This is a genomic window from Mesorhizobium sp. M0292 (genome assembly GCF_040321695.1).
GTDB lineage: Bacteria > Pseudomonadota > Alphaproteobacteria > Rhizobiales > Rhizobiaceae > Mesorhizobium.
The window spans coordinates 198,023-218,976 of the sequence record NZ_JAMYSB010000008.1 but is presented as its reverse complement, the minus strand read 5'-3'; the positions used below and the strand labels follow the sequence as shown (position 1 = coordinate 218,976).

At 61.2% G+C, this 20,954-nt stretch carries 21 protein-coding genes and 2 pseudogenes; 13 read left to right on the top strand and 10 right to left on the bottom strand.

Features of this window, described 5'->3' with window-relative positions:
* Window positions 1-254: 254 nt before the first annotated feature.
* Window positions 255-1,691, top strand: a complete 1,437-nt coding sequence (locus NKI96_RS15505) for a DEAD/DEAH box helicase (RefSeq protein ID WP_023698795.1) — start codon at window positions 255-257, stop codon at window positions 1,689-1,691.
* A gap of 94 nt (window positions 1,692-1,785) precedes the next feature.
* On the opposite strand, the gene NKI96_RS15500 is transcribed toward NKI96_RS15505, so the two are convergent.
* Both NKI96_RS15500 and NKI96_RS15495 read right to left on the bottom strand, forming a co-directional pair.
* The gene (locus NKI96_RS15500) at window positions 1,786-2,766 is read right to left on the bottom strand and encodes an alpha/beta hydrolase (protein WP_352805087.1); all 981 of its coding nucleotides are present in this window, start codon (window positions 2,764-2,766) and stop codon (window positions 1,786-1,788) included.
* Between the two features lie 70 nt (window positions 2,767-2,836).
* On the bottom strand, window positions 2,837-3,658 hold the full coding sequence (locus tag NKI96_RS15495) for an SDR family oxidoreductase (RefSeq protein ID WP_023672784.1): 822 nt from the start codon (window positions 3,656-3,658) through the stop codon (window positions 2,837-2,839).
* Between the two features lie 214 nt (window positions 3,659-3,872).
* On the opposite strand from NKI96_RS15495, the gene NKI96_RS15490 reads away from it, so the two are divergent.
* Entirely contained in the window at window positions 3,873-4,907 is a 1,035-nt protein-coding gene (locus NKI96_RS15490) for a cysteine synthase A (RefSeq protein ID WP_023830002.1), read from the top strand.
* Window positions 4,907-5,650 (top strand): alanyl-tRNA editing protein, encoded by a 744-nt coding sequence (locus NKI96_RS15485; protein WP_352805083.1) that lies wholly within the window; start codon window positions 4,907-4,909, stop codon window positions 5,648-5,650. Before NKI96_RS15490 ends, NKI96_RS15485 begins: the two co-directional genes overlap by 1 nt.
* 53 nt (window positions 5,651-5,703) lie before the next feature.
* Here NKI96_RS15485 and NKI96_RS15480 read toward each other — a convergent pair whose 3' ends face one another.
* Both NKI96_RS15480 and NKI96_RS15475 read right to left on the bottom strand, forming a co-directional pair.
* Window positions 5,704-6,561: an alpha/beta fold hydrolase gene (locus tag NKI96_RS15480; RefSeq protein WP_352805081.1), complete on the bottom strand. Its 858-nt coding sequence runs from the start codon at window positions 6,559-6,561 to the stop codon at window positions 5,704-5,706.
* Between the two features lie 51 nt (window positions 6,562-6,612).
* Window positions 6,613-7,539 (bottom strand): Lpg1974 family pore-forming outer membrane protein, encoded by a 927-nt coding sequence (locus tag NKI96_RS15475; RefSeq protein ID WP_156933445.1) that lies wholly within the window; start codon window positions 7,537-7,539, stop codon window positions 6,613-6,615.
* 219 nt (window positions 7,540-7,758) lie between these two features.
* Here NKI96_RS15475 and NKI96_RS15470 point away from each other — a divergent pair, with 219 nt between their 5' ends.
* Complete coding sequence (locus tag NKI96_RS15470; protein ID WP_352805079.1) at window positions 7,759-8,961, top strand: cytochrome P450; 1,203 nt, start codon at window positions 7,759-7,761, stop codon at window positions 8,959-8,961.
* A gap of 9 nt (window positions 8,962-8,970) precedes the next feature.
* On the opposite strand, the gene NKI96_RS15465 is transcribed toward NKI96_RS15470, so the two are convergent.
* Genes NKI96_RS15465 through NKI96_RS15455 form a run of 3 tightly spaced genes read right to left on the bottom strand, consistent with a single transcriptional unit; the run spans window position 8,971 to window position 11,089 of the window.
* On the bottom strand, window positions 8,971-9,759 hold the full coding sequence (locus tag NKI96_RS15465; protein WP_023672791.1) for a Stf0 family sulfotransferase: 789 nt from the start codon (window positions 9,757-9,759) through the stop codon (window positions 8,971-8,973).
* 32 nt (window positions 9,760-9,791) lie between these two features.
* Window positions 9,792-10,658 (bottom strand): alpha/beta hydrolase, encoded by an 867-nt coding sequence (locus NKI96_RS15460; RefSeq protein WP_352805075.1) that lies wholly within the window; start codon window positions 10,656-10,658, stop codon window positions 9,792-9,794.
* Window positions 10,658-11,089: a hypothetical protein gene (locus tag NKI96_RS15455; RefSeq protein WP_352805073.1), complete on the bottom strand. Its 432-nt coding sequence runs from the start codon at window positions 11,087-11,089 to the stop codon at window positions 10,658-10,660. The genes NKI96_RS15460 and NKI96_RS15455 overlap by 1 nt, the downstream gene beginning before the upstream one ends.
* Before the next feature lie 206 nt (window positions 11,090-11,295).
* On the opposite strand from NKI96_RS15455, the gene sseA reads away from it, so the two are divergent.
* From sseA to NKI96_RS15435, 4 genes and pseudogenes are all read left to right on the top strand, one after another.
* Window positions 11,296-12,147: a 3-mercaptopyruvate sulfurtransferase gene (sseA, locus tag NKI96_RS15450; RefSeq protein WP_352805070.1), complete on the top strand. Its 852-nt coding sequence runs from the start codon at window positions 11,296-11,298 to the stop codon at window positions 12,145-12,147.
* Window positions 12,148-12,152: 5 nt separating this feature from the next.
* A complete protein-coding gene (locus NKI96_RS15445) occupies window positions 12,153-12,716 on the top strand; it encodes a GNAT family N-acetyltransferase (protein ID WP_023682574.1) in 564 nt (187 codons plus the stop codon).
* A gap of 19 nt (window positions 12,717-12,735) precedes the next feature.
* Window positions 12,736-12,840 (top strand): annotated as a pseudogene (locus NKI96_RS15440) (OmpA family protein); the annotation flags it as partial.
* Between the two features lie 134 nt (window positions 12,841-12,974).
* Window positions 12,975-13,442: a DUF1203 domain-containing protein gene (locus tag NKI96_RS15435; protein ID WP_352805067.1), complete on the top strand. Its 468-nt coding sequence runs from the start codon at window positions 12,975-12,977 to the stop codon at window positions 13,440-13,442.
* Window positions 13,443-13,830: 388 nt separating this feature from the next.
* On the opposite strand, the gene ald is transcribed toward NKI96_RS15435, so the two are convergent.
* Window positions 13,831-14,946 (bottom strand): alanine dehydrogenase, encoded by a 1,116-nt coding sequence (ald, locus tag NKI96_RS15430; protein WP_023688436.1) that lies wholly within the window; start codon window positions 14,944-14,946, stop codon window positions 13,831-13,833.
* A 155-nt stretch (window positions 14,947-15,101) separates the two neighbouring features.
* Here ald and NKI96_RS15425 point away from each other — a divergent pair, with 155 nt between their 5' ends.
* Window positions 15,102-15,575: an Lrp/AsnC family transcriptional regulator gene (locus tag NKI96_RS15425; RefSeq protein ID WP_023668897.1), complete on the top strand. Its 474-nt coding sequence runs from the start codon at window positions 15,102-15,104 to the stop codon at window positions 15,573-15,575.
* Here NKI96_RS15425 and NKI96_RS15420 read toward each other — a convergent pair.
* Entirely contained in the window at window positions 15,572-15,985 is a 414-nt protein-coding gene (locus NKI96_RS15420; RefSeq protein ID WP_155922397.1) for a hypothetical protein, read from the bottom strand. The two genes, NKI96_RS15425 and NKI96_RS15420, sit on opposite strands and share 4 nt — an antisense overlap.
* Window positions 15,986-16,159: 174 nt before the next feature.
* Between NKI96_RS15420 and NKI96_RS15415 the strand changes: the two are divergent.
* Window positions 16,160-16,342: pseudogene (locus tag NKI96_RS15415) on the top strand (Lrp/AsnC ligand binding domain-containing protein); the annotation flags it as partial.
* Window positions 16,343-16,392: 50 nt separating this feature from the next.
* Entirely contained in the window at window positions 16,393-16,665 is a 273-nt protein-coding gene (locus tag NKI96_RS15410; RefSeq protein ID WP_031203541.1) for a hypothetical protein, read from the top strand.
* Window positions 16,666-16,720: 55 nt separating this feature from the next.
* Here NKI96_RS15410 and NKI96_RS15405 read toward each other — a convergent pair whose 3' ends face one another.
* Entirely contained in the window at window positions 16,721-17,386 is a 666-nt protein-coding gene (locus NKI96_RS15405) for a 5-formyltetrahydrofolate cyclo-ligase (protein WP_023668901.1), read from the bottom strand.
* 181 nt (window positions 17,387-17,567) lie between these two features.
* Between NKI96_RS15405 and NKI96_RS15400 the strand changes: the two genes are divergently transcribed.
* Window positions 17,568-18,833, top strand: a complete 1,266-nt coding sequence (locus NKI96_RS15400; protein ID WP_023668902.1) for an NAD(P)/FAD-dependent oxidoreductase — start codon at window positions 17,568-17,570, stop codon at window positions 18,831-18,833.
* 141 nt (window positions 18,834-18,974) lie between these two features.
* A complete protein-coding gene (locus NKI96_RS15395; protein ID WP_023668903.1) occupies window positions 18,975-20,954 on the top strand; it encodes a bifunctional 2',3'-cyclic-nucleotide 2'-phosphodiesterase/3'-nucleotidase in 1,980 nt (659 codons plus the stop codon).

The window sequence follows — 20,954 nt, the reverse complement described above, 5'->3', positions numbered from 1 at the left end:
CCGGAGATTCCGGCCTTCTCGACAAATGAGACTGGTTGCGTCTGTTTTCCCTCTTTCCGGTATATCGGCCCCCTTTCCGATACATCGCGAAGTGGCGAAAGAGCCCCGTGGCATGACGCCTGCGGGCACGACAGCGCAGCCGAGTGGACGTTTCCGTCCGCCCGCCTTGTCGTTTCATATCAAATTTTTCGACGGCAGGTTGCGCCCTGCCGCCATCGATGTTTGCGGCCAAGACCGCGTGAAAGAAGACTATTTTGACCAACGAAAACACCTCAGCCGGTAACGCAATCTCGGCCGGCAACACTACGGAACTCACCGGTTTCGCAGCTCTTGGAATTACCGGCGCGCTGCTCAAGGCGACGCATGGCGCCGGCTTCACCGAGCCGAAGCCGATCCAGACGCAGGCGATCCCGCCGCAGATGGAAGGCCGTGATATCTTCGGCATCGCCCAGACCGGCTCCGGCAAGACCGCTGCCTTCGCGCTGCCGATCCTGTCGAAGATCATCGCGCTCGGCACCAAGCGCCGGGCCAAGACCACCCGTGCGCTGATCCTGGCGCCGACGCGCGAACTCGCCGTCCAGATCGAGGACACCATCAAGATCCTCGCCAAGGGCGCGCATGTCTCGACCGCTCTCGTGCTTGGCGGCGTCTCGCGCTTCAGCCAGGTGAAGAAGGTCGCTCCCGGCGTCGACATCCTGATCGCCACGCCCGGCCGCCTGACCGACCTGGTGCGCGAGGGCGACCTGATTCTCTCCGACACCAAATGGCTGGTGCTGGACGAGGGTGACCGCATGCTCGACATGGGCTTCATCAACGACGTCAAGCGGATCGCCAAGGCGACCGCGCCCGACCGTCAGACGGTGCTGTTCTCGGCCACCATGCCCAACGAAATCGCCGAACTGGCGAAGGGCCTGTTGAAGAACCCGATCCGCGTCGAAGTCGCGCCGCAGAGCACCGCGGCCGCCGAGATCGTGCAGGGCGTCGTCTTTGCCCGCACCAAGCAGAAGCGCCAGGTGCTGTCGACGATGCTCGCCGACGAAGCGATGAAGTCCGTCATCATCTTCTCGCGCACCAAACATGGCGCCGACCGGGTGACCAAGGACCTCGAACGCGACGGCTTCAAGGCCGCCGTCATCCACGGCAACAAGTCGCAGAACGCCCGCCAGAAGGCGCTCAACGATTTCCGCGAGGGCTCGGTGCGCATTCTCGTGGCGACCGATATCGCGGCGCGCGGCATCGACGTCCCCGGCATCAGCCATGTGGTGAATTTCGACCTGCCGGATGAGGCCGAAAGCTATGTCCACCGCATCGGCCGTACCGGCCGTAACGGCATGGACGGCATCGCCATCACGCTTTGCGATCCTTCCGAAAACAGCAAGCTGCGTCAGGTCGAGCGCATCATCCGCAGCAAGCTGCCGATCGTTGCCGACCATCTCGGCAGCCCGGATCCGGTGCGCAATCCGGCCGAAAAGAACGAGCGCTTCGAGCCCGCCAATGATCGCAACGACCGCAATGGCCGTCGCGACGGCAGGCGGCCCGGTGGCCAGAACAACGGCTTCGCCAAGAAGCGTTTTGGTGACAAGCCGGCCTTTGCGGGTGCAAGCGAGCGCAAGCCGGAAGGCGCCAAGGCCTTCAAGGGCAACAACAAGCGCCGCTTCGGCGGCAAGCGGCCCGCGGCGCGGGCTGCCTGATCAGACGAACCGGTCAGGCTCGTCGAGCCTGGCTTGATTGCTGACGATTGAATATGAGGACGGCCGGGGCAATGCTTCGGCCGTCCTTTTTCGTTTAGGGCTGCCCGGCAATTGCCTGAACCCACACGACGATCCGCTGCGCCAGGAATGCCGTGGTCGAGGGCGACAGCGCGTCGCCGGCAATGACGTGGTTGTCGGGATCGCCATTGTCGTCGACGGGCACCAGTTCATGCGGTGCGCCCCAGCGGCCGGCGATTTCGCGGGTGCGATCATGGCGCACCACCTTGTCGGAATCCGAGAAGATGAACAGCGCCGGTATGGTTGCCTTCTCCACAGGCGCTGCGTAGGCAAGGTTGGTCAGCGCCGCCATCGGTAGCACGGCTGCCATTGGATATGTGTGCGTCCAGAGTTTCTCGTGCAGCGCGTTGCGGGTCGGAAAGCTGCGCTCCTTGCCGCCGACGAACTCGGCGATCTGCCTGCCCCAGGGCATGGTCAGCAGCTCGGCGCCTGCAGCCCTGACGCCGAAATTCGGCGAGATGAATGCGATTGCAGCGACGCCGTCCGATGCGCCAGGCTCAGTCGCCGCCCATGCCGCCAGCGATCCACCGGTCGAGGTGCCGATGACGATCACCTTGTCGCCGATGGCCCGGCCGATGGCGAGCGCCTCCTCATAGTCGTTGATCCAGGCATTGACGCTGCCTTGCGCCATAGCAGCGCCGTCCTGACCATGACCGGTGAGGCGGGTGTAGAAAAGGTTGGCGTCGAGTTGGTCGGCGACCTCGTCGGCCAGCGGGCGAACCTCGCCCTTCGATGCCGAAAAGCCATGGATATAGACGATCGCCAATGGCGTCTTGGCGTGAACCATCGGATCGGCCCAGATGATTTCTTTCTCGAGCGCGTCGCGGACGTTGGGCACGGTAGCCTCTTCACGCGCGATATACGCTTGCGGATCGTCGCCGATCACCTTGGGGTCGAAGCTGATTGTTGTGTCGACGGGAACGCGCGGACCAAGCAGGAGGGCCAGGACAAGGATGATGACGACGCCCAGCACCGCAAGCACGATCCGTCGCCCCATCTCAGACACCACAACAATTCTAAAGCCTATGGCGGCCGGTGCAGTCAGGCAACAGCCGGGCTGTGGACAGCTATTCGTTCGGCGGCTTGCGGTCGAAATTCAGCGGCCGCCCTGTCCAGCGGGTCGCCGTGCTGATGAACCACCGGCAGACTGGCCTTGGCAGCAGTGCCAGCAGCTTCAGCCCCCAGCTCAGCCGGTGAGGGAAGGTAACCTCAAAGCCGCCATGCTCGATGCCGCGCAGCATGCGGCGCGAGGCGCGGTTGACCGGCATCAGTCCCGGCATTGGCAGCATGTTCTTTTCGGTCAGCGGCGTGTCGATGAAGCCCGGATTCATCACCTGGATCCGGACATTCATCTTGTCGAAATCGTATTTCAGCGACTCGGCCAGGATGTTGATCGCCGCCTTCGAGCCGCCATAGGCCGCCGTGGTCGGCCAGCCGAAATAGGCGGTAACCGATCCGACAAGCACAATATGGCCGCGCGCACGGATGCGCATGCGCTCCATGAGCGGGACGAGGCCATTGATGATACCGAAATAGTTGACCTCGAAGGTCTGGCGAAAGTCGCGGACCCTGAGGTCTTCGCCGGGCGTGGCGATGTAGTTGCCGGCGTTGAAGACGGCGAGCACGATCGGCCCGAGCTCCTTTTCAATCGCCGCCACCGTGCTTGCCATGCGCGGCTCATCGGTGACGTCGCAAGGGTAGGCGACGACACGTCCCGGCATCTGCGCCGTCTCGACGATGAGCGCGTCGAGTGGGTCGCCGTCGAGTGCGGTGACCGCGACGACAAAGCCCTTTGCCGCGAGGTCCTTGGCCAGCGCACGGCCGATGCCGCTGCTGCCGCCGGTTATCCAGGCGACGCCGTGCTTCGGGTTGGCCCGGTAAAGTGTCATTCTGCGCCCTGCCGATCTGTCATTAGTGCTCTAGCGGTGAAAAAATCGAATGAAAAGAGCGCTTTTCCGTACTGGTTGAAATGATCGTCATCGCGCGTTGTCCGGCCGCGGGAGATTGCAGTGCCCGAAATGCGACTGGACCAGGCGAATTCTTGCCTTGAAACGCAAGCTTCGGGTTTCTAGGGTCTCGCCGCAGCTACATAAGGAATCCCGGATGCCCCGTTCTGTGATCGAAGCGATCGGCAACACGCCCCTGATCCGCCTCAACAAGGCCTCGGAGCAGACCGGCTGCGAGATCCTGGGCAAGGCCGAGTTCATGAACCCCGGCCAGTCGGTCAAGGATCGCGCCGGCCTGTTCATCATCCGCGACGCCGAACAGCGCGGGCTGTTGAAGCCGGGCGGGGTCATCGTCGAAGGCACGGCAGGCAATACCGGCATTGGCCTGACGCTGGTTGCCAAGGCGCTGGGCTATCGCACAGTGATCGTTATTCCCGACACCCAGAGCCAGGAAAAGAAGGACACGATCAAGCTGCTTGGTGCCGAGCTGATCGAAGTGCCGGCGGTGCCTTACAAGAACCCCAACAATTACGTGAAACTGTCGGGGCGGTTGGCCGAGCAGATGGCGAGGTCGGAGCCGAACGGCGCGATCTGGGCCAACCAGTTCGACAACGTTGCCAATCGCGACGGCCATATCCGCACCACGGCGGAAGAAATCTGGATGCAGACCGGCGGCAAGGTCGACGGTTTCGTCTCGGCGGTGGGTTCGGGCGGAACGCTGGCCGGCGTCGCCTTCGGGCTGAAGGCCAAGAGCAGCAACGTCAAGATCGCGCTCGCCGATCCGCTGGGTGCGGCGCTCTATTCCTTCTACACCAGTGGCGAATTGAAGTCCGACGGCAGCTCGATCACCGAAGGGATAGGGCAGGGGCGCATCACGGCAAATCTCGATGGGTTCACGCCGGACTTCTCGTTCCAGGTGCCGGACGAAGAGGCGCTGCCGATCGTCTTCGACCTGATCCAGGAAGAAGGCCTGTGCGTCGGCGGTTCGACCGGCATCAACATTGCCGGCGCTATACGGATGGCGCGCGAGCTTGGCCCCGGCCACACCATCGTGACCATACTTGCCGACTATGGCACGCGCTACCAGTCGAAGCTGTTCAACCCGGAATTCCTGCGCGAGAAGAACCTGCCGGTGCCGGGCTGGATGGATGAGCGCAGCACAATTCCGGTGCCGTATGAGAAGGTCGCCTGATGGCGCACAGAACAGAAGCGCTGTTTCGCGACGACGCCTATCTCAGAGCGGCCGACGCCACCGTTGTCGCCATCAACGAGCGCGGCGGCATCATTCTCGACCGGACCATCTTCTATGCCACATCGGGCGGCCAGCCTGGCGATACCGGCACATTAGAGCGCGCCGACGGCACCCGCATCGCCATTGCCGCCACCATCACCGGCGAGACCAAGGACGAGATCATCCATGTGCCGGCGCCGGAGCAGCCGGCACCCGAGGTCGGCGAGCAGGTGAAACTCGCCATCGACTGGGAGCGGCGGCATCTCCTGATGCGCATGCACGCAGCTTGCCATTTGCTCACCGTCGTCTGTCCGTTTCCGATTACCGGTGCTGCGGTTTCCGAAGATGACAGCCGCGTCGACTTCGACGCTCCCGATGCCGGCTTCACCAGGGAAGACGTCACCGCCGGGCTGATGGAGCTGGTGCGGGCCGATCATCCGATCTTCGTCAGGCTGATCACCGACGAGGAACTGGCAGCCAATCCTGGCCTGGTGAAATCCAAGACTGTCCGGCCGCCCGCCGGCACCGGCAAGATCCGCCTGGTCTGCATCGGCGACAACGCTTCGATCGACAGCCAGCCCTGCGGCGGCACCCATGTCAAAAGCACCGGCGAAGTCGGTGAAATCCATATCGGCAAGATCGAGAAGAAGGGCCGCGAAAACCGGCGTTTTCGCATTCGCTTCGGACCGCTGCCGGCGAATTAGGGTCAAATAGCACGTGGCCTCTATATTGCTCAGCCGGTCTGAGACACCTTGGCTTAACCAAGGTGTCGGAAACTGGACGGTGATCGCTCAACCCATGCTTCGATCTGCTCGGTGACAAACTTGGCTGCTTGATGGTGGATGAAGTGGCCAGCCCCGGGCAAAGCAATCACGGCGGTAACGTTGTCGACTTCTCGGAAGGTCCCGTCAAAAGCGCTTGACGGCACATAGGGATCGTCGGAGCCAAACAGCACAATGGTCGGCGCCTTGACCAAAGGCAGCTGGCCCAGATCCGGCACCCTGCCAAGCGGTATGTTGGCCCTGTAGTAGCCCAGCATCGCTTCCGGATCGGATCGCCTGAGCGAATCTGTCAGGGCCTGCCTGTCCTGCGGATCGGCGACCCAGGTGGCGAGTTTGTCGATGTCCAGCATCTGGGTGGCGCCCGGGACCTGGAAGCCACGTACATATCCGATGATCTCGGCATTGGCCGGATCGGCGACCGCACGCAGATAGTTGCGGGGGTGCGGTGCCGACAGCAGGATGAGATGGCGCACGACCTGCGGCACGCGTATGGCCAGCCACCATGCGATGATGCCACCCCAGTCATGGCCGACAATAGCGGCCTGGGTCAGCTTTTCCGCTGCAAGAACAGCCAGCACGTCGTTGACCAGGTGGGTCAGCGCATAGTTGCCGTGGCCTTGTGGTCCATCGCTTTGTCCGAAGCCCCTCAGGTCCGGCGCGATCACCCGATATCGGTCGCAGAGCGCTTGCATCTGCCGGCGCCAGCCCATTCCGTGATCCGGAATGCCATGCAGAAACACAATCGGCGGGCCTGAGCCCGCCGCTGTGTAGTGCAGTTTGACGTTGCCATTGACGGCAACCCTAGATTCAAACGCCACTTCCTGTTCCGTCAATTGCAATCCATTCGAAGCAGTAGTCCGAGCTGGGAGGCTCGAACCGCCGGCCTACATCTTGACTTCGAGGCGCAGGAACGGGCCGTTGAATGTCTGGGTGCTCTTGTCCGCCATCTCAAGCAGATTGTGCCACTGTTCGAGCCGATAGCCTGCGGTGAACGTGGTATTTTCCCACGGTTTGAAAGTCACGCCACCGGAAAGGTCTATGCTGGTAACAACCTTGTTGGAATGCTGGCTTTCGCTGACGTTGATATCTGGATCAGGAGTAGGATCGCTTGGATCGCTCTCATGTTCGTGGAGGCTAAACTTGTCCGTCCGTCGGCCCCACATAGCCGAGCCCGAAACCGCACCGGTAAGACCCCACGTCTCACCCAGCGGATAGTAGACTTCGGCGCCGAGGCGCGGACCGATGCCGTAGAACTCGGATGAGCCAAGCTTGTCAGCGTTGCCGCCCTTGTCGGCCGGATCATTGGGAGTGGCGCTCACATTGAAATTCAGCTTCTCCTTGGAGTGCAGCAAGCGCAGACCGCCGAAGAACCGGATGTCGGCGCCCTGCGCCTCGACATGCTTGCCGACATCGAAGTCGAGCGTCTGGAAATTGTAGCTGTTGCCGAACGACAGGCCGATGACGCCGCCACTTTGCGGGACATTCAGACTAAAGTCGTTGTCCTGGCCGGCGTGAAAAGTACCAGCGAGCCTCCAGTCCACATCCGAAGAAATCGCTTTGGTGAGCGCCACTGATCCGTAGAGATCGCCGAAATCATTGCCACTGCCGAGCTTGTCGCTGGTATCGCCAAGCTTGTCGACGTTGGATTGATAGACCGCGCCTTCGAAGGCAATCTTGATGCGGGAATCGACCACTGCAGGATCGGTTACCTGTGCATCGGCGGCATGAGCCGCGACCACACCAACTGATGTCACCGAAGCGGCAGACGCTGCAACCGTAGCAAGAAGCTTACTTGAAACCTGATTTCGCATTTTTCCCCGCCTGGAATCGAACTGAATTGATATTAGCCCACTCGCACACTACCGCAGCGGCACCTTTCGTCATAGCTGCCATAATCATTTATCGGGCAGTGTTACGCGTTTGCCACAGAACCCGTTTTATCTCTGCGAATCGAATATGATAGCGTAGGAGTTTCTGGTCGAGATGTCGGCGCTGGCCGCCTGGTGTCTACGGCTGCGCGGGGGGCATCGATGGACGACCGGATACAAATCGAAAGCGTTCTCAACAACCTCGTCTATGCGCTTTTTGCTCATGGCGGGCAGGCGGAAACGAGTGGTCGGCCCAGCGACTTCGGCAACCTGGTTGTCTTTGACAATCCGGAAGCCGTCGACACAATCGTCAAGGCGCCGGAGCTCTTTCGGAAGAACTTCTCCCTGATCTCGGCGCTCGGTTTCAGCCGTTTCAACACGAACGATCAGGATTGGTCGGTCCGGCGTACCATCACCCAGGACGTCTATTTGGCGGCCGCCAAGCCGGCGCAGCAGCATCCCGTTGCGGAAATCTTCGCCACCTGTCTGTCCAGTAGCGACGCCACGCTACCAGCCATCCAGCAAGCGTTGTTCGCCGCGTCGATGACCATATTTTACCGGGCTTTCGGCCTTGTTCCCGATATGGCGGCGACGCTGTTGCTGCTCGACAGGGTCCGCGACGTTCTGAGGCGTCTCCAATATTATTCCTGGGTGACGCCGACGACCGCCGAACGTGGGAACGCCATCCAGGACGCTCGCGCGGTGGTCGCCGATTTCGCATCGCTGCTGATGGCGGATCCCCGCGCCGCTGCGGAGATGGACCGCTTTAGAAGCGAAGCCACAGATATCGAAGGCTTCTCGCCTGTGGAGGAGTTTGTCATGAACTTCTTCGCAGGCGTCGAGACATCGGTGACGACCGCACTTTGGGTGATCGATCGACTGGGGGCAAACCAGCAGGTGCAAGACCGTATCCATGCCGAGGTTCTCTCGGGCGATGCGCAGACGCCGTATACCGATTGCATGATCAACGAAACGATGCGCTTTTTCCCGCCGATTCCGTTCCTGACCCGGGAAGTCGGTGCCGATACGGTTCTCGAAGGTCGGCGTCTCTACGCCGGGCAATTGATCATGGTGTCGATCGTCGGCGTGCACCAGAACCCGGCTTTCTGGTCAAACCCGCGTGTCTTCGATGCCAGCCGGAAGGAGTTCCTCGACAACAGCTTTGATCGGAGGGCCTTCATTCCTTTCCTCACCGGACCGCGCATGTGCGGTGGCGCGCGTCTCGGCCGGCTGGAAGTTCGGGAGGCAGTCCTTGCCATTGTGCGCCAGTTTGCTTTTAGCCGGGCCGACGATGTCATCCGGTTCGACTATGCGCTGGCACTGCGCCCGGCGCAGGGTGCCTCCGTCAGTGTTTCGCGTCGATGAAACGCAGGGTCAGGCATGGTCCTGCCAAAACCGAGCGACATAGTCCCCAAATTGCCTTTTGATCATCGCCTTGAGTTCGGCATCATGCGCATAGCGCGCACCCGTCGATACGGCTTTTGATTTCAACTCGAAACCTGGGAACCAGTTGCTCATCGTGGCGGAAACGTTTTCCTGCTGGTTGGCGATGAAGTCCTCGTAGCAGACCTCAGCCACTCTGCTCTGATCAAGGGTGTTCAGGTAATTTTTCCACCTGATTTCGCTGTCGAAAATATGTTGGGCGGTATCCCTGGCAACCCTCTCGGTCAAAATTGTCACCTTGGGGATTCCAGGCAGCGTCTCCCGACTGTCGAACGGCTGGCCAGTATGGAGCATCGAAAGCAGGCTTATGGTTTGATCCACCTTGTTTCTTCTTGAGAGGAAGACATAGAACGAGTTGCCGTCGTCGTTGCCGATTGAATTGCGTGCGAATGGCAGGTTTTCAAAAAAGATCTTGGCGGCGAACACACCGTTCTCAGTCCTTTTCGCCAGGAGCTGGCGACCATAGGCCATTGCCCGCTCGTTGAGTTTTTCAAGATCAATTGTGTTGTCGGCCGACCAGCGTATCATCAGCGGCAAGGCATACTGCCACTGAAAATACTCTGTTGGGATTCCCAAGCCGAACTGTTGCAAGGTTTGGCAATAGGAATGCCCGGCCGTTCGCGGAGTGGTGCAAATCAGGATCTTGGCGGGATTTTCGCTTGAGCTTTGGCGATCATAGGTCGCCGAGATGTATTCACTGTACAAATCGTCGAAATGCATATCCGGAACCAACCCACAATCACACGCCAGATTTAGGCCGCAGACAGGAACCCCAGGATGAGCAGAGCCTGGTCCAGCGTCATCAGCGATGGCGGATCGCCAGCATCGATGTTGTCGACAAGCCACAGATCAGGCCGTGCGAGCCGTGTGCGCTCGATGGCCTGCCGGTCGACGAATTGGCTGTCGCGGCCGTACATCAACAGAACGCGGGCGTCGATCTTGGCAGCGATTGGGAAAAGATCGTATTGGCGGCCGGTCAATGCGCCGAAATTTCCCGTCGTTGCGGGGTCATAGGCGAGCCGGAAGCCCGCGGTACCGGCTGCGATCCGGTTCTCCACATAGCGATTGAACACTGCGTCCTCGACCGGCCCCATGAGGGATCTGGTGGTGGCCAGATAGTCCTTGGCAGCCGCACGGCTCTCAAATTTAAGCGCACTTTCCTTCATGACGTCGTCTCTCATAGCGTCGACCTTAGGCCCGCCGAGCATTGGAACGTCGTTGAGAACGATTTTCGTGGCCTTGGAGCGAGTCATTTGCAGAAACAACAGCAAGATCGTGCCGCCCCACGAAGTGCCGATGAAGTGGTTCTCCGTGCCGGCGAACTCGCCAAGCGCGCGCAGGCACTTGGAATAGACGTTGATGTCGTAGCCGGAGCCCAGATAGGCGCTACGCCCGCGCCCCAACAGGTCTGGGCAGACAACCAGGAAACCATTGCGGCACAAGAATGTGGCGAGGTAGTTAAAATCGGCACCATTGCCGGTGAAGCCGTGAAGGCAGAAAACTGTGGCGTGAGGCGTGCCGGCTGGCCGCCAGATGCGCACGAACATTGCGGCATACCGGTCATCCAGCCGGATAAGTATTTCTTGCGTCAGTGCCTCGGCAGGCTTGGCCGAACTCATCAGATGTCGCGCTTGCGGACGGCACGCTTGACCGAGCCGCGGTTGTTAATGAAGTCGCGTTTCCAGAACACCGACTTGTCAAGGTTTATGAGCTTGGCGTTCTTGATAAGTGGCAGGATATGGGACGAAGACCGCGTCGCCAGCACCGTGACGGCGGTAGCGTCGCCGCCGGGAAAAGGATTGAGCGGACCGCCATTCTTCGCCCATGCCTCCGCTATCTCGCGACTGGTCTGGATCCATCCAACGTAGGCCACGATAACGTCGTCGATCGAGCCGATCATATGTGTCTGCTGATCCATTTGATAGCGTAGCGTCTTCACCATCAAGCCGAATTCGTAACCATCGAAAGGCGGATAGTGTGCAAGAAAATTGCAAACAAGCCCGAGCGAAGCCGGATTGCTCGGAGTTCGGGAAAACAAGAGATTGCTCATGTCGAGATTTTATTGACCCCGCCCATCCCAGATCATAACCATCACTCCGTACTCGCCACGAAACACGAAAACAATCAGAATCAACACACTGCTGCGGCTGACTACGTCGTGCGCTCGCTGCGCATTCAGATTGTCGGGCCAAACAGGATCCGGAACCGAATGGCCGCCAAAATATAGTAGTCGGCCAACAAGGCAGGAGAACAACGATGGCCGATGACAGCCCTTTCACAGTCGATGCGGACTGGTTGCAGAGCCGTCTTGGCGAGCCCGGCCTGACGATCGTCGATGCGTCCTGGTACCTGCCGGCGCAGAAGCGCGATGCGCGCGCCGAGTATGAGGCAGCGCATATTCCGGGTGCGCGCTTCTTCGACCAGGATGCGGCCTCGGACCCAGATGCCAAGCTGCCGCACACGCTGCCTTCGCCGCAGCATTTCGCGCAATATGTCGGCGCCATGGGTATTTCGGCCGACGACACCATCGTCGTCTATGACGGTCCGGGCTTCTTCTCGGCGCCGCGCGCCTGGTGGATGTTCCGTGTCATGGGCGTGTTCCAGGTCTATGTGCTGGATGGCGGCTTCGACCGCTGGAAGGCGGCGGGCCGGCCGGTGACGGCGGAGCCGACCAAGATCGCGCCAAACGTGTTCCACGCAGATTTCGACGCCGCCCGCGTCGCCAACCTAGCCGACACGCGTCGCATCGTCGAAACGAAAGAAAGCCAGATTGCCGACGCCCGTGGCGCCGGCCGTTTCACCGGCACCGAGCCTGAGCCTCGCGCCGGCGTTCGCTCCGGCCACATGCCCGGCGCGCACAATTTGCCTTATTCGGCGCTGTCACAGAATGGCGCGCTGTTGTCGAAGGACCAGTTGCGCAAGGCCGTTGAGGGTGCCGGTATCGATCTGTCGAAACCGGTCGTCACCTCTTGCGGTTCCGGCATAACGGCGGCCGTCGTCACTCTGGCGCTGGAGACGCTCGGTCACACCGACAACCGGCTCTATGACGGCTCATGGACGGAATGGGGCGGGCTGGCAGACACGCCTGTGGTGACGGGCAAGGAATGATGGCGATGGAAAATGGCGCGCTGGACGACATCGAAGTCACGGTCACGTTTCTGGAAATGCATGTGCCGCCGGCCTATTCGCCGCCGTTGCCCTACAACAGGCAGATCGCGCTGCTCAGGACCAAGGACATTCCGCTGCATTTCTACCGCTATCTGATGGATCGGGTCGGACGCAAATGGCACTGGGTCAATGTGCTGAGGCTGGACGATGACGAGCTTGCCGCCGGCATCCACCGCGAGGACCGCGACATCAGGGTGCTTTATCTCGACGGCGCGCCGGCCGGGTTCTTCGACCTCAAGCCGCATTTGCCAGAGGAAGTCGAACTCGCTTATTTCGGCATGATGGAACATGCGACCGGGCAAGGCATCGGCCGTTGGTTCCTCGGTGCGGCGATCGCCGCAGCATGGTCGTATGGGCCGAAACGGGTAACGGTGCAGACCTGTACGCTCGACCATCCGGCTGCCTTGCCGCTCTACCAGAAGCTCGGTTTTGCGCCGGTGGCGCAAAAGAAGGAGACCGTGCATCCGCTGTCGTTCGCCGAGCGCTCGGCCAGCGTCATGCGGCCGTGACTTTCTCCGACTGAAGGCCGAACCGACCGTTCACGGCGAGGAATTCCTGCTCGTGCGGACCCAGGACGAGAACTGGCGCAGCCGCCGGGTGACGCTGCGCCGCTTCGACGATTTCATCCGATGAGCCGGCGCGGGACCTGCCCAATGCCGAAGCAGTCCGGCCTGAGACTGGCCGGGCTGCTGACAGATGACAGGAATCGGGTGGGAAGCACCTCGGCGGGGGCATAATTTCCGGTCAACCGCACCGGAGATTTAGCCATGACCGTCCAGTTCAAAGCCTTGCCGACAGAAGATGTGAGAGCGCTGCAGCGCGGCGGGCCGGACGCCTACGGGCAAACGCCGGAGCGGAAGGTTTCAGATGGCGACGGGGTGCCGTGCCGGCATTGCCTGAGAAACGTCGCCGAAGGCGATGGCTATCTGATCATGGCCTATCGGCCGTTTCCGGCGTTGCAGCCTTACGCCGAGACAGGACCGATCTTCCTGCATGCGCAGGAATGCGAACGCGCAGCCAAGTCAGAAGCGCTTCCAGAGATGCTTGAGAGCAGCGACTATATCGTGCGCGGCTATGGTGCGGATGACCGCATCGTCTATGGCAGCGGCGGCGTCATTCCCACTGGCGGCATTGCGGCGCGGGCAGAGACGCTGTTCGAGCGCGCTGACATCGCCTATGTCCACGTCCGCTCGGCGCGCAACAATTGTTATCAGTGCCGCATCGAGCGTTTCTGACAAAAAGATGCCCGCCGGTGGTCTGGCGGGCAGTTGGGAACCGTGTGACGGCTCGATCCGTCAAGTTGGCACCCCTGTCTGTGCAGGTTTTTCGGATGGCTGATGTGAAACGCTTCACACAGCGCCCGCGACTATCGCCGGCACACGGTGGCGCGCCGACTGGCGGCGAACTGTCGTACTGCCGTCGCATTCATACGTTAAAAGGTGAGTGTCGATGGATTGCCGACCGCGGATGAACCGGCGGGGATCTCGATATCGAGGAAGCGGGGCTTTGGCTCCGCTTTTTGTTGCCGGCGTTTTGCCCGCAAGAAAAAACCCACCGGGATGAGCCGGCGGGCTGACGGGAGCAAGTCTTCCCAATTTAGGTGAGATCAGGATTTAGGTCTGGTCAGGCAGCCAGAACCACTTTCGGTTCGACCAGCTCATAGCCGAGTGCTTCGGCCACGGCGCGATTGGTGATCTTGCCCCTGTGGACATTGAGGCCGTTGCGCAAATGGTGGTCGTCGACCAGCGCCTTCAGGCCCTTGTCGGCCAGCTGCAGGCCATAATGCAGCGTCGCGTTGTTGAGCGCGTGCGCCGAGGTCACCGGCACGGCGCCCGGCATGTTGGCGACGCAGTAATGGATCACGCCGTCGACCTCATAGGTCGGCTCGGCATGGGTGGTGGCGTGCGAAGTCTCGAAGCAGCCGCCCTGGTCGATAGCGACGTCGACCAGCACCGAGCCCTTCTTCATGCCCGACAGCATTTCGCGGGTCACCAGCTTGGGTGCAGCAGCACCCGGGATGAGCACGGCGCCGACGACGATGTCGGCCGAGAAGCATTCTTCCTCAAGCGCCTCGACTGTGGAGTAGCGGGTGTGGACGCGGCCGGTAAAGAGGTCGTCCAGCTGGCGCAGGCGCGGGATCGAGCGGTCGATGATGGTGACGTCGGCGCCGAGGCCGACCGCCATGCGGGCGGCATGCAGGCCGACGACGCCGCCGCCGAGCACGGTGACCTTGCCGGGCAGCACGCCGGGCACGCCGCCGAGCAGCACGCCGCGGCCACCATTGGCCTTCTGCAGCGCGGTCGCGCCGGCCTGGATCGACAGGCGGCCGGCAACTTCCGACATCGGCGCCAAGAGCGGCAGGCCGCCGCGGTCGTCGGTTACGGTCTCATAGGCGATTGCGGTGACGCCGGACGCGAGCAGGCCCTTGGTCTGCTCCGGATCCGGGGCCAGGTGCAGATAGGTGTAGAGGATCTGGCCGTCGCGCAGCTGCGCCCATTCGTTGGGCTGCGGCTCCTTGACCTTGACGATCATGTCGGACTTGGCGAACACGTCGGCGGCGGTCCTGGCGATGGTGGCGCCGGCGGCGCGGTAGGCATTGTCATCGGCGCCGATGCCGGCGCCGGCGCCGCTTTCGACCAGCACTTCATGACCATGCGCGACATATTCGCGGACGGAGCCCGGCGTCAGGCCGACGCGGTATTCGTGGTTCTTGATTTCCTTGGGGCAACCGACGCGCATAGTCTTCTCCTGATCCGGCCCTTCGGGCTCGTTCCCTGTATCAACCGAGTGAACCACAAATCGTTGCGCAGGTGTTTGCGAATGCGCTTGCGCGGGGTCACGCGTTTCGATAATCGTTGCGCGAAATCAAGGAAATTTCGCAGGAATCACGAGAAATGCCGCTCGACAGGATCGATATCGCCATTCTCGAGGCACTGCAGAAGGATGGCCGCATACCCAATGCGGCGCTCGCCGAAAGGGTCGGCCTGTCGCAGTCGGCCTGTTCGCGCCGGCTCGACAATCTGGAGAAATCCGGCACCATCCGCGGCTATCACGCCCGGCTTTCGAATGCAGCGCTCGGTCACCAGATGACGGCGATCGTGCACATATCGCTGTCGGGACAGTTCGAAAAGACGCTGTCGGATTTCGAGGCGGCGATCAAGCGCTGCCCGAATGTGCTGTCGTGCCACCTGATGTCGGGCGAATACGACTATATCCTGCGCATCGCCGCCAAGGATCTGGTCGACTATGAGCGCATCCACAAGGAGTGGCTGTCGGCGATGCCGCATGTGACCAAGATCAACTCATCCTTTGCCCTGCGCGAGATCGTCGATCGGACCGCCATGGGAATGAAGCCGGAACTGGCTTAACGCCACAAACATACTCGGACGTCCTTCCCGATATAGCATGCGCCTTCGCGGCGAAGTTCTTCCCAGCGTTCATCACCGTGGGTGGCGCGAATGTCGGAGTTTGCATAGCCCGCCCAGACATCACCGTCCTTGTAGACATCCGCCCAGTAATCTTTAGACATTTCACCAGCGCCACTATGCGGATCAGGATAGTCGATCCCTGCAAAAACTTGCTTCGGTCCCTGGATATTGAAATCGCCGCCCTGCTCGATTTGATAAGAGCACCTTCCGGATATGCGGGTCTGACCGCCAACAACAAGCAGGCAGCGGCCCCATTTGTAGCCGCTCGGCAAACGATGCCGTGGTTGCGCATGCAAAGGCGAAAGGGAAAACGCAATTGCGAGGGTAATTGCTATGGTTCGTCCGATCATCTCGCCACCCGTTGCGAAGCAGCCAATTCAAGAGCGGCTCGACACTGTTGGATCCGCCCGAAGCGCATGTCGAAGCGGTTCGCTGCAGCATGGTTCCCTTAAAGAGTATTTATCGACCACGTCGGATTTTTGTCACGTAACATTTGTGTTGCTACACGGCGGTCAACCGGCCTCGATGCGGCGATAAAGTGCTGCCCAAATGTGCTGTCCTGCCACCTGATGTCGGGTGAATACGACTACATCCTGCGCATCGCGGCGAAGCACCTCGTGGGCTATCAACGCATCCACAAGAAGTGGCTGTCTGTTATGCCGCACGTGATGAAGATCAGTTCGTCCTTTGCCTTGCGCGATTGTTGATCGCGCGGCGATGGAGAAGAAGCGGAGAGGCTTAGGAGCTGAGTAGCGGAGTGCACGGAATTGTGCTTAAAACAAATAAAGTGGATACTAGAAAAGCCGCTGAAGAGGTGAAGATAATCGCCGACAGTGCCAATGACATGGCCCGATTGATTGAGCTTCCGTCTGCAGGTGCGCTACACGCGCGCACCGGAGATCCGCTTGTCTTTCTGAAAATTCTGTTCAGTGTGTATCGCCGCATTCGTTTGTTGGCCGAGTATAAAGATGCCGGTAAGGCGGATATTCCTCAGTTGCCTGGGAATGACACCAACGGCGATCTTTTCTAAGCGTGATATTTATGAATATGTGCGATCACACGGAGGGTCTCTGAATCTCATCACGCTAGGCTTTTAATACCTCGGTCACCAGTTGGTCCATCGGGATGTCGTGCGGCTGCGGGTAGATGGTGGGGATGCGCTGCAGTTCGTAGCCGACGCCGATGACCAATGGCTTGAACGGCATGGCAGCCAGCGTGCGGTCGAAGAAGCCGCCGCCATAGCCCAGGCGGTAGTTTCGCGGGTCGATGCCGACGATCGGCGAGATGACGATGTCGGGCAGCACCGGGTCGCCTTCGGCGGGGATAGGGATGTTCCAGACGCCTTTTTCCAGCCGGTCGCCAGGCACATAAGCGCGGAAGATCAGCGGCTGGCCCTTCTCGATCACGATGGGCAGCGCCGTGCGGCCGCCGCGTTCGTTGATCGACGCCATCCACGGCCGCAGGTCCGGCTCGCCGCGAAACGGCCAATAGAGGCTGACCATGCGGCCGGCAATGTCGCCGATGGTCGCGTCGAGCCCTTCGGCGATAGCCCGCGACATCGCCACCCGCGCATCGGCGGAAACCGCCAACCGTGCCGCGATCAGACGCTCGCGCTCGGCCTTGCGCCAACGGCGCACATCGGTCCAGTCGGTCAATGGCGCGCGAAATTCCGGATCGAGTTCGTGCATGAAGCAAGGCGGCGAAGAATATTGCGCCCGCCCTTTGCGATCTTTGTCATCGTCGTTGGCCATGCTTCACTCCCGTGGTTCCAGCCCCTGCAAGGCTATACCCGTCCAGGCTTGCCGACATAGGCATTCGCGACATCCGGCGACGAGTCCTGGGCAGCCTTACGCGCGGCAGTCTAGCGCGCCGCGACATTGTTGCGGTGCACAAAAATCACTAGATAAAGAGAGACAAACAGGGGTGAATGCGATGAGTGAAACCAGCCATCATGTCGTTGTCGTCGGCGCAGGGTTCGGCGGTCTCGAACTCACCCGGGCGCTGGCCGGCGCACCCGTGCGCATCACCATGATCGACAAGCGCAACCATCACCTTTTCCAGCCGCTGCTTTACCAGGTGGCGACCACCTCGCTGGCGACCTCGGAAGTTGCCTGGCCGATCCGTCATCTGCTGCGCAAGCGCGAGGACGTGACGACCCTGCTCGGCAACGTCACCGGCGTCGACCGTCCAGGCAAACGCGTGCTGCTTGAGGACGGCAGTTCTGTTCCCTACGACACGCTGGTGCTCGCCACCGGCGCGCGTCATGCTTATTTCGGCCACGACGAATGGGAGCCTTTCGCGCCCGGGCTGAAGACGCTTGAAGACGCAACCACCATTCGGCGGCGCATCCTGCTCGCCTTCGAGCAGGCCGAGCGCGAGACCGATCCGGCCAAGCGCCAGGCACTGCTGACACTGGTCATCGTCGGCGGCGGCCCGACCGGCGTGGAGCTTGCCGGCACCATTGTCGAACTCGCGCATGAAACGCTGCGCGGCGAATTCCGCAACATCGACACGCGTGAGGCGCGTGTGGTGCTGGTCGAGGCCGGAGACAGGATCCTAGCCAATTTCGCGCCAAAGCTGTCCGACTATGCGCGCAAGGCGCTGGAGCGACGGGGCGTCACGGTCGAGCTTGGCCGCGCCGTCACGCGCCTCGATGCCGAAGGCGTCGTCTTTGGCGATACGCATCTGCCGGCGCGAACCATCCTGTGGGCCGCCGGCGTGGCGGCTTCACCCGCGGGAGAGTGGCTGGGCGCGCCGGTGGACCGGGCGGGCAGGGTAATGGTCGAGCCCGATCTGACCGTGCCGAACAGTCCTGAAATCTTCGTCATCGGCGACACCGCGCATGTCTTGCGGCCGGACGGCAAACCGGTGCCCGGCGTGGCGCCCTCGGCCAAGCAGGAGGGCAAGCATGTCGCCGCGACGATCAGGGCGCGGCTGGCCGGCGATGGCGCGCCGCGGCCTTTCCGCTACAAACATGCCGGCGACCTGGCGACGATCGGCAAGTGGGCAGCCGCGATCGATTTCGGCTCGATCAAGCTCACGGGATGGCTTGCCTGGTGGCTGTGGGGCGTGGCGCATATCTACTTCCTGATCGGTTTCCGCAACCGGCTCTCGGTGTCGCTTAGCTGGCTATGGATCTATTTCACCGGCCAGCGCAGCGCGCGGCTGATCACCCAGGGCGACGATGACAAGGGCTGAGGTTCTCAACCGCGGCCAAGGATATTCATCCAGCCGTCACCTTTTGCTGATCGACTGACTTCCCGATGGACATGGCCGGTTTTCGGCGCGAAGCTTCCGCCCGGGGCTGGGATCTTGTCACGTCGCTGGGAGGGAAAACCAATGCCGCATCTCAATTACCCCGTCTCCCGCCGTAGTTTTCTTGCCGGTACGGCCGCCAGCGGGGCGCTGATCATGCTCCATCCGTTTTCCGCCCGCGCGCAGGCCAATCAGGCGCATCTGAGGATCATGGAGACCACCGACATCCATGTGAATGTGCTGCCTTACGACTACTACGCCGACAAAGCCAACGACACGATGGGCCTGTCACGGACGGCCTCACTGATCGCGGCGGTGCGCAAGGAAGCCACCAATGCGATGCTGATCGACAATGGCGATCTTTTGCAGGGCAATCCGATGGGCGATTACATCGCCTATGAGAAGGGCCTCAAGGAAGGCGATCTGCATCCGATCATGAAGGGCATGAACCTGCTGGGCTATGAATGCTCGACGCTCGGCAATCACGAGTTCAATTACGGCCTGTCGTTCCTCGACAAGGTGCTGGCCGGAGCCAATTTCCCCTTCGTCTGCGCCAATCTGATCCGCGGCACCGAGCTTGCCGCCAAACCGCGCGACGACAAGCTCTACCTCAAGCCCTATGTCATCCTCGACAAGAAGATCAAGGACGGGTCGGGCGCCGAGCAGCCGATCAAGATCGGCATCATCGGCTTTGTGCCGCCGCAGATCATGGTCTGGGACCTGAAGAACCTGGAAGGCAATGTCAGGACGCGCGACATCGTCGAGGCGGCCAGGGCATGGGTGCCGCAGATCAAGGAGGAGGGCGCCGACATCGTCATCGCGCTCTCGCATTCCGGCATCGATATCAAGCAGGGCGACGGCATGGAGAACGCCTCCTTCTTCGTCGCCGGCGTCGAAGGCATCGATGCGGTGTTCACCGGCCATCAGCATCTCGTCTTCCCCGGCAAGAAGGATTTTCAGGCGCTCGAAGGCGTCGACACCGAGAAAGGCACGCTGCAGGGCAAGCCCGCCGTGATGGGCGGTTTCTGGGGCTCGCATATGGGACTGATCGATCTGCTTCTGGAACGGGACGGATCGAAATGGCGCGTAGCCTCGGCCACATCGGAGGCAAGGCCGATCTACCAGCGCGTCGACAAGGCAAACAAGCCGACGGTGGCGGACGACCAGCGCGTCGTCGATGCGCTGAAGGCGGACCATGAGGCGACACTTGCCTATGTCCGCCGACCGGTCGGCAAGACCTCGGCGCCGCTCTATTCCTATTTCGCGCTGGTCGCCGACGATCCGTCGGTGCAGATCGTCAACCAGGCGCAGAGCTGGTACCTCAAGGACATATTGAAGAGCACGCAGTGGAAGGATGTGCCGCTGCTGTCGGCGGCAGCACCCTTCAAGGCCGGCGGGCGCAACGGCGCCGACTACTATACCGACGTGCCGGTGGGCGACATCGCCATCAAGAACGTCGCCGACCTCTATCTCTATCCGAACACGGTGCGCGCCGTCGAAATCACCGGCGCGCAAGTGAAGGAATGGCTGGAAATGTCGGCCGGCATTTTCAGGAAGATCGAGCCGGGCAAGGCCGACCAGGCGCTCATCGACACCGAATTCCCGTCCTACAATTTCGATGTGATCGATGGCGTCAGCTACGGAATAGACCTGTCGCAGCTGCCGAAATACGATGCCAAGGGTGGCGTCGCCAATGCCGGCTCGAACCGCATCGTCGGCCTCAGCTTCGACGGCAAGCCTATTGATCCGGCAGCGAAATTCGTCGTCGCCACCAACAATTACCGCGCCGGCGGTGGCGGCAATTTCCCCGACATCAATGCCTCGAAGATCATCTACGAGGCGCCGGACACCAACCGCGACGTGATCGTGCGCTACGTCGTCAGCGAAGGCACGATCAATCCCTCGGCCGACGACAATTGGTCGTTCACGCCGCTGCCCGGCACCAGCGTCGTGTTCGAGACCGGCCCCAAAGCGAAGGATTTTATATCGGGAGTGAAATCGCTCAAGATCGAGCCGGCCGGCGAGGGCGAATCCGGGTTTGCGAAGTATCGCATCCTGCTTTGA

Excerpts from the sequence above, each read along its gene's own strand:
- NKI96_RS15500 (WP_352805087.1), bottom strand. The coding sequence starts at position 2,766 with ATGGGGCGACGGATCGTGCTTGCGGTGCTGGGCGTCGTCATCATCCTT.
- NKI96_RS15495 (WP_023672784.1), bottom strand. The coding sequence starts at position 3,658 with ATGACACTTTACCGGGCCAACCCGAAGCACGGCGTCGCCTGGATAACC.
- NKI96_RS15490 (WP_023830002.1), top strand. The coding sequence starts at position 3,873 with ATGCCCCGTTCTGTGATCGAAGCGATCGGCAACACGCCCCTGATCCGC.
- NKI96_RS15485 (WP_352805083.1), top strand. The coding sequence starts at position 4,907 with ATGGCGCACAGAACAGAAGCGCTGTTTCGCGACGACGCCTATCTCAGA.
- NKI96_RS15475 (WP_156933445.1), bottom strand. The coding sequence starts at position 7,539 with ATGCGAAATCAGGTTTCAAGTAAGCTTCTTGCTACGGTTGCAGCGTCT.
- NKI96_RS15470 (WP_352805079.1), top strand. The coding sequence starts at position 7,759 with ATGGACGACCGGATACAAATCGAAAGCGTTCTCAACAACCTCGTCTAT.
- NKI96_RS15465 (WP_023672791.1), bottom strand. The coding sequence starts at position 9,759 with ATGCATTTCGACGATTTGTACAGTGAATACATCTCGGCGACCTATGAT.
- NKI96_RS15460 (WP_352805075.1), bottom strand. The coding sequence starts at position 10,658 with ATGAGTTCGGCCAAGCCTGCCGAGGCACTGACGCAAGAAATACTTATC.
- NKI96_RS15455 (WP_352805073.1), bottom strand. The coding sequence starts at position 11,089 with ATGAGCAATCTCTTGTTTTCCCGAACTCCGAGCAATCCGGCTTCGCTC.
- sseA (WP_352805070.1), top strand. The coding sequence starts at position 11,296 with ATGGCCGATGACAGCCCTTTCACAGTCGATGCGGACTGGTTGCAGAGC.
- NKI96_RS15445 (WP_023682574.1), top strand. The coding sequence starts at position 12,153 with ATGGAAAATGGCGCGCTGGACGACATCGAAGTCACGGTCACGTTTCTG.
- NKI96_RS15435 (WP_352805067.1), top strand. The coding sequence starts at position 12,975 with ATGACCGTCCAGTTCAAAGCCTTGCCGACAGAAGATGTGAGAGCGCTG.
- ald (WP_023688436.1), bottom strand. The coding sequence starts at position 14,946 with ATGCGCGTCGGTTGCCCCAAGGAAATCAAGAACCACGAATACCGCGTC.
- NKI96_RS15425 (WP_023668897.1), top strand. The coding sequence starts at position 15,102 with ATGCCGCTCGACAGGATCGATATCGCCATTCTCGAGGCACTGCAGAAG.
- NKI96_RS15420 (WP_155922397.1), bottom strand. The coding sequence starts at position 15,985 with ATGATCGGACGAACCATAGCAATTACCCTCGCAATTGCGTTTTCCCTT.
- NKI96_RS15405 (WP_023668901.1), bottom strand. The coding sequence starts at position 17,386 with ATGGCCAACGACGATGACAAAGATCGCAAAGGGCGGGCGCAATATTCT.
- NKI96_RS15400 (WP_023668902.1), top strand. The coding sequence starts at position 17,568 with ATGAGTGAAACCAGCCATCATGTCGTTGTCGTCGGCGCAGGGTTCGGC.
- NKI96_RS15395 (WP_023668903.1), top strand. The coding sequence starts at position 18,975 with ATGCCGCATCTCAATTACCCCGTCTCCCGCCGTAGTTTTCTTGCCGGT.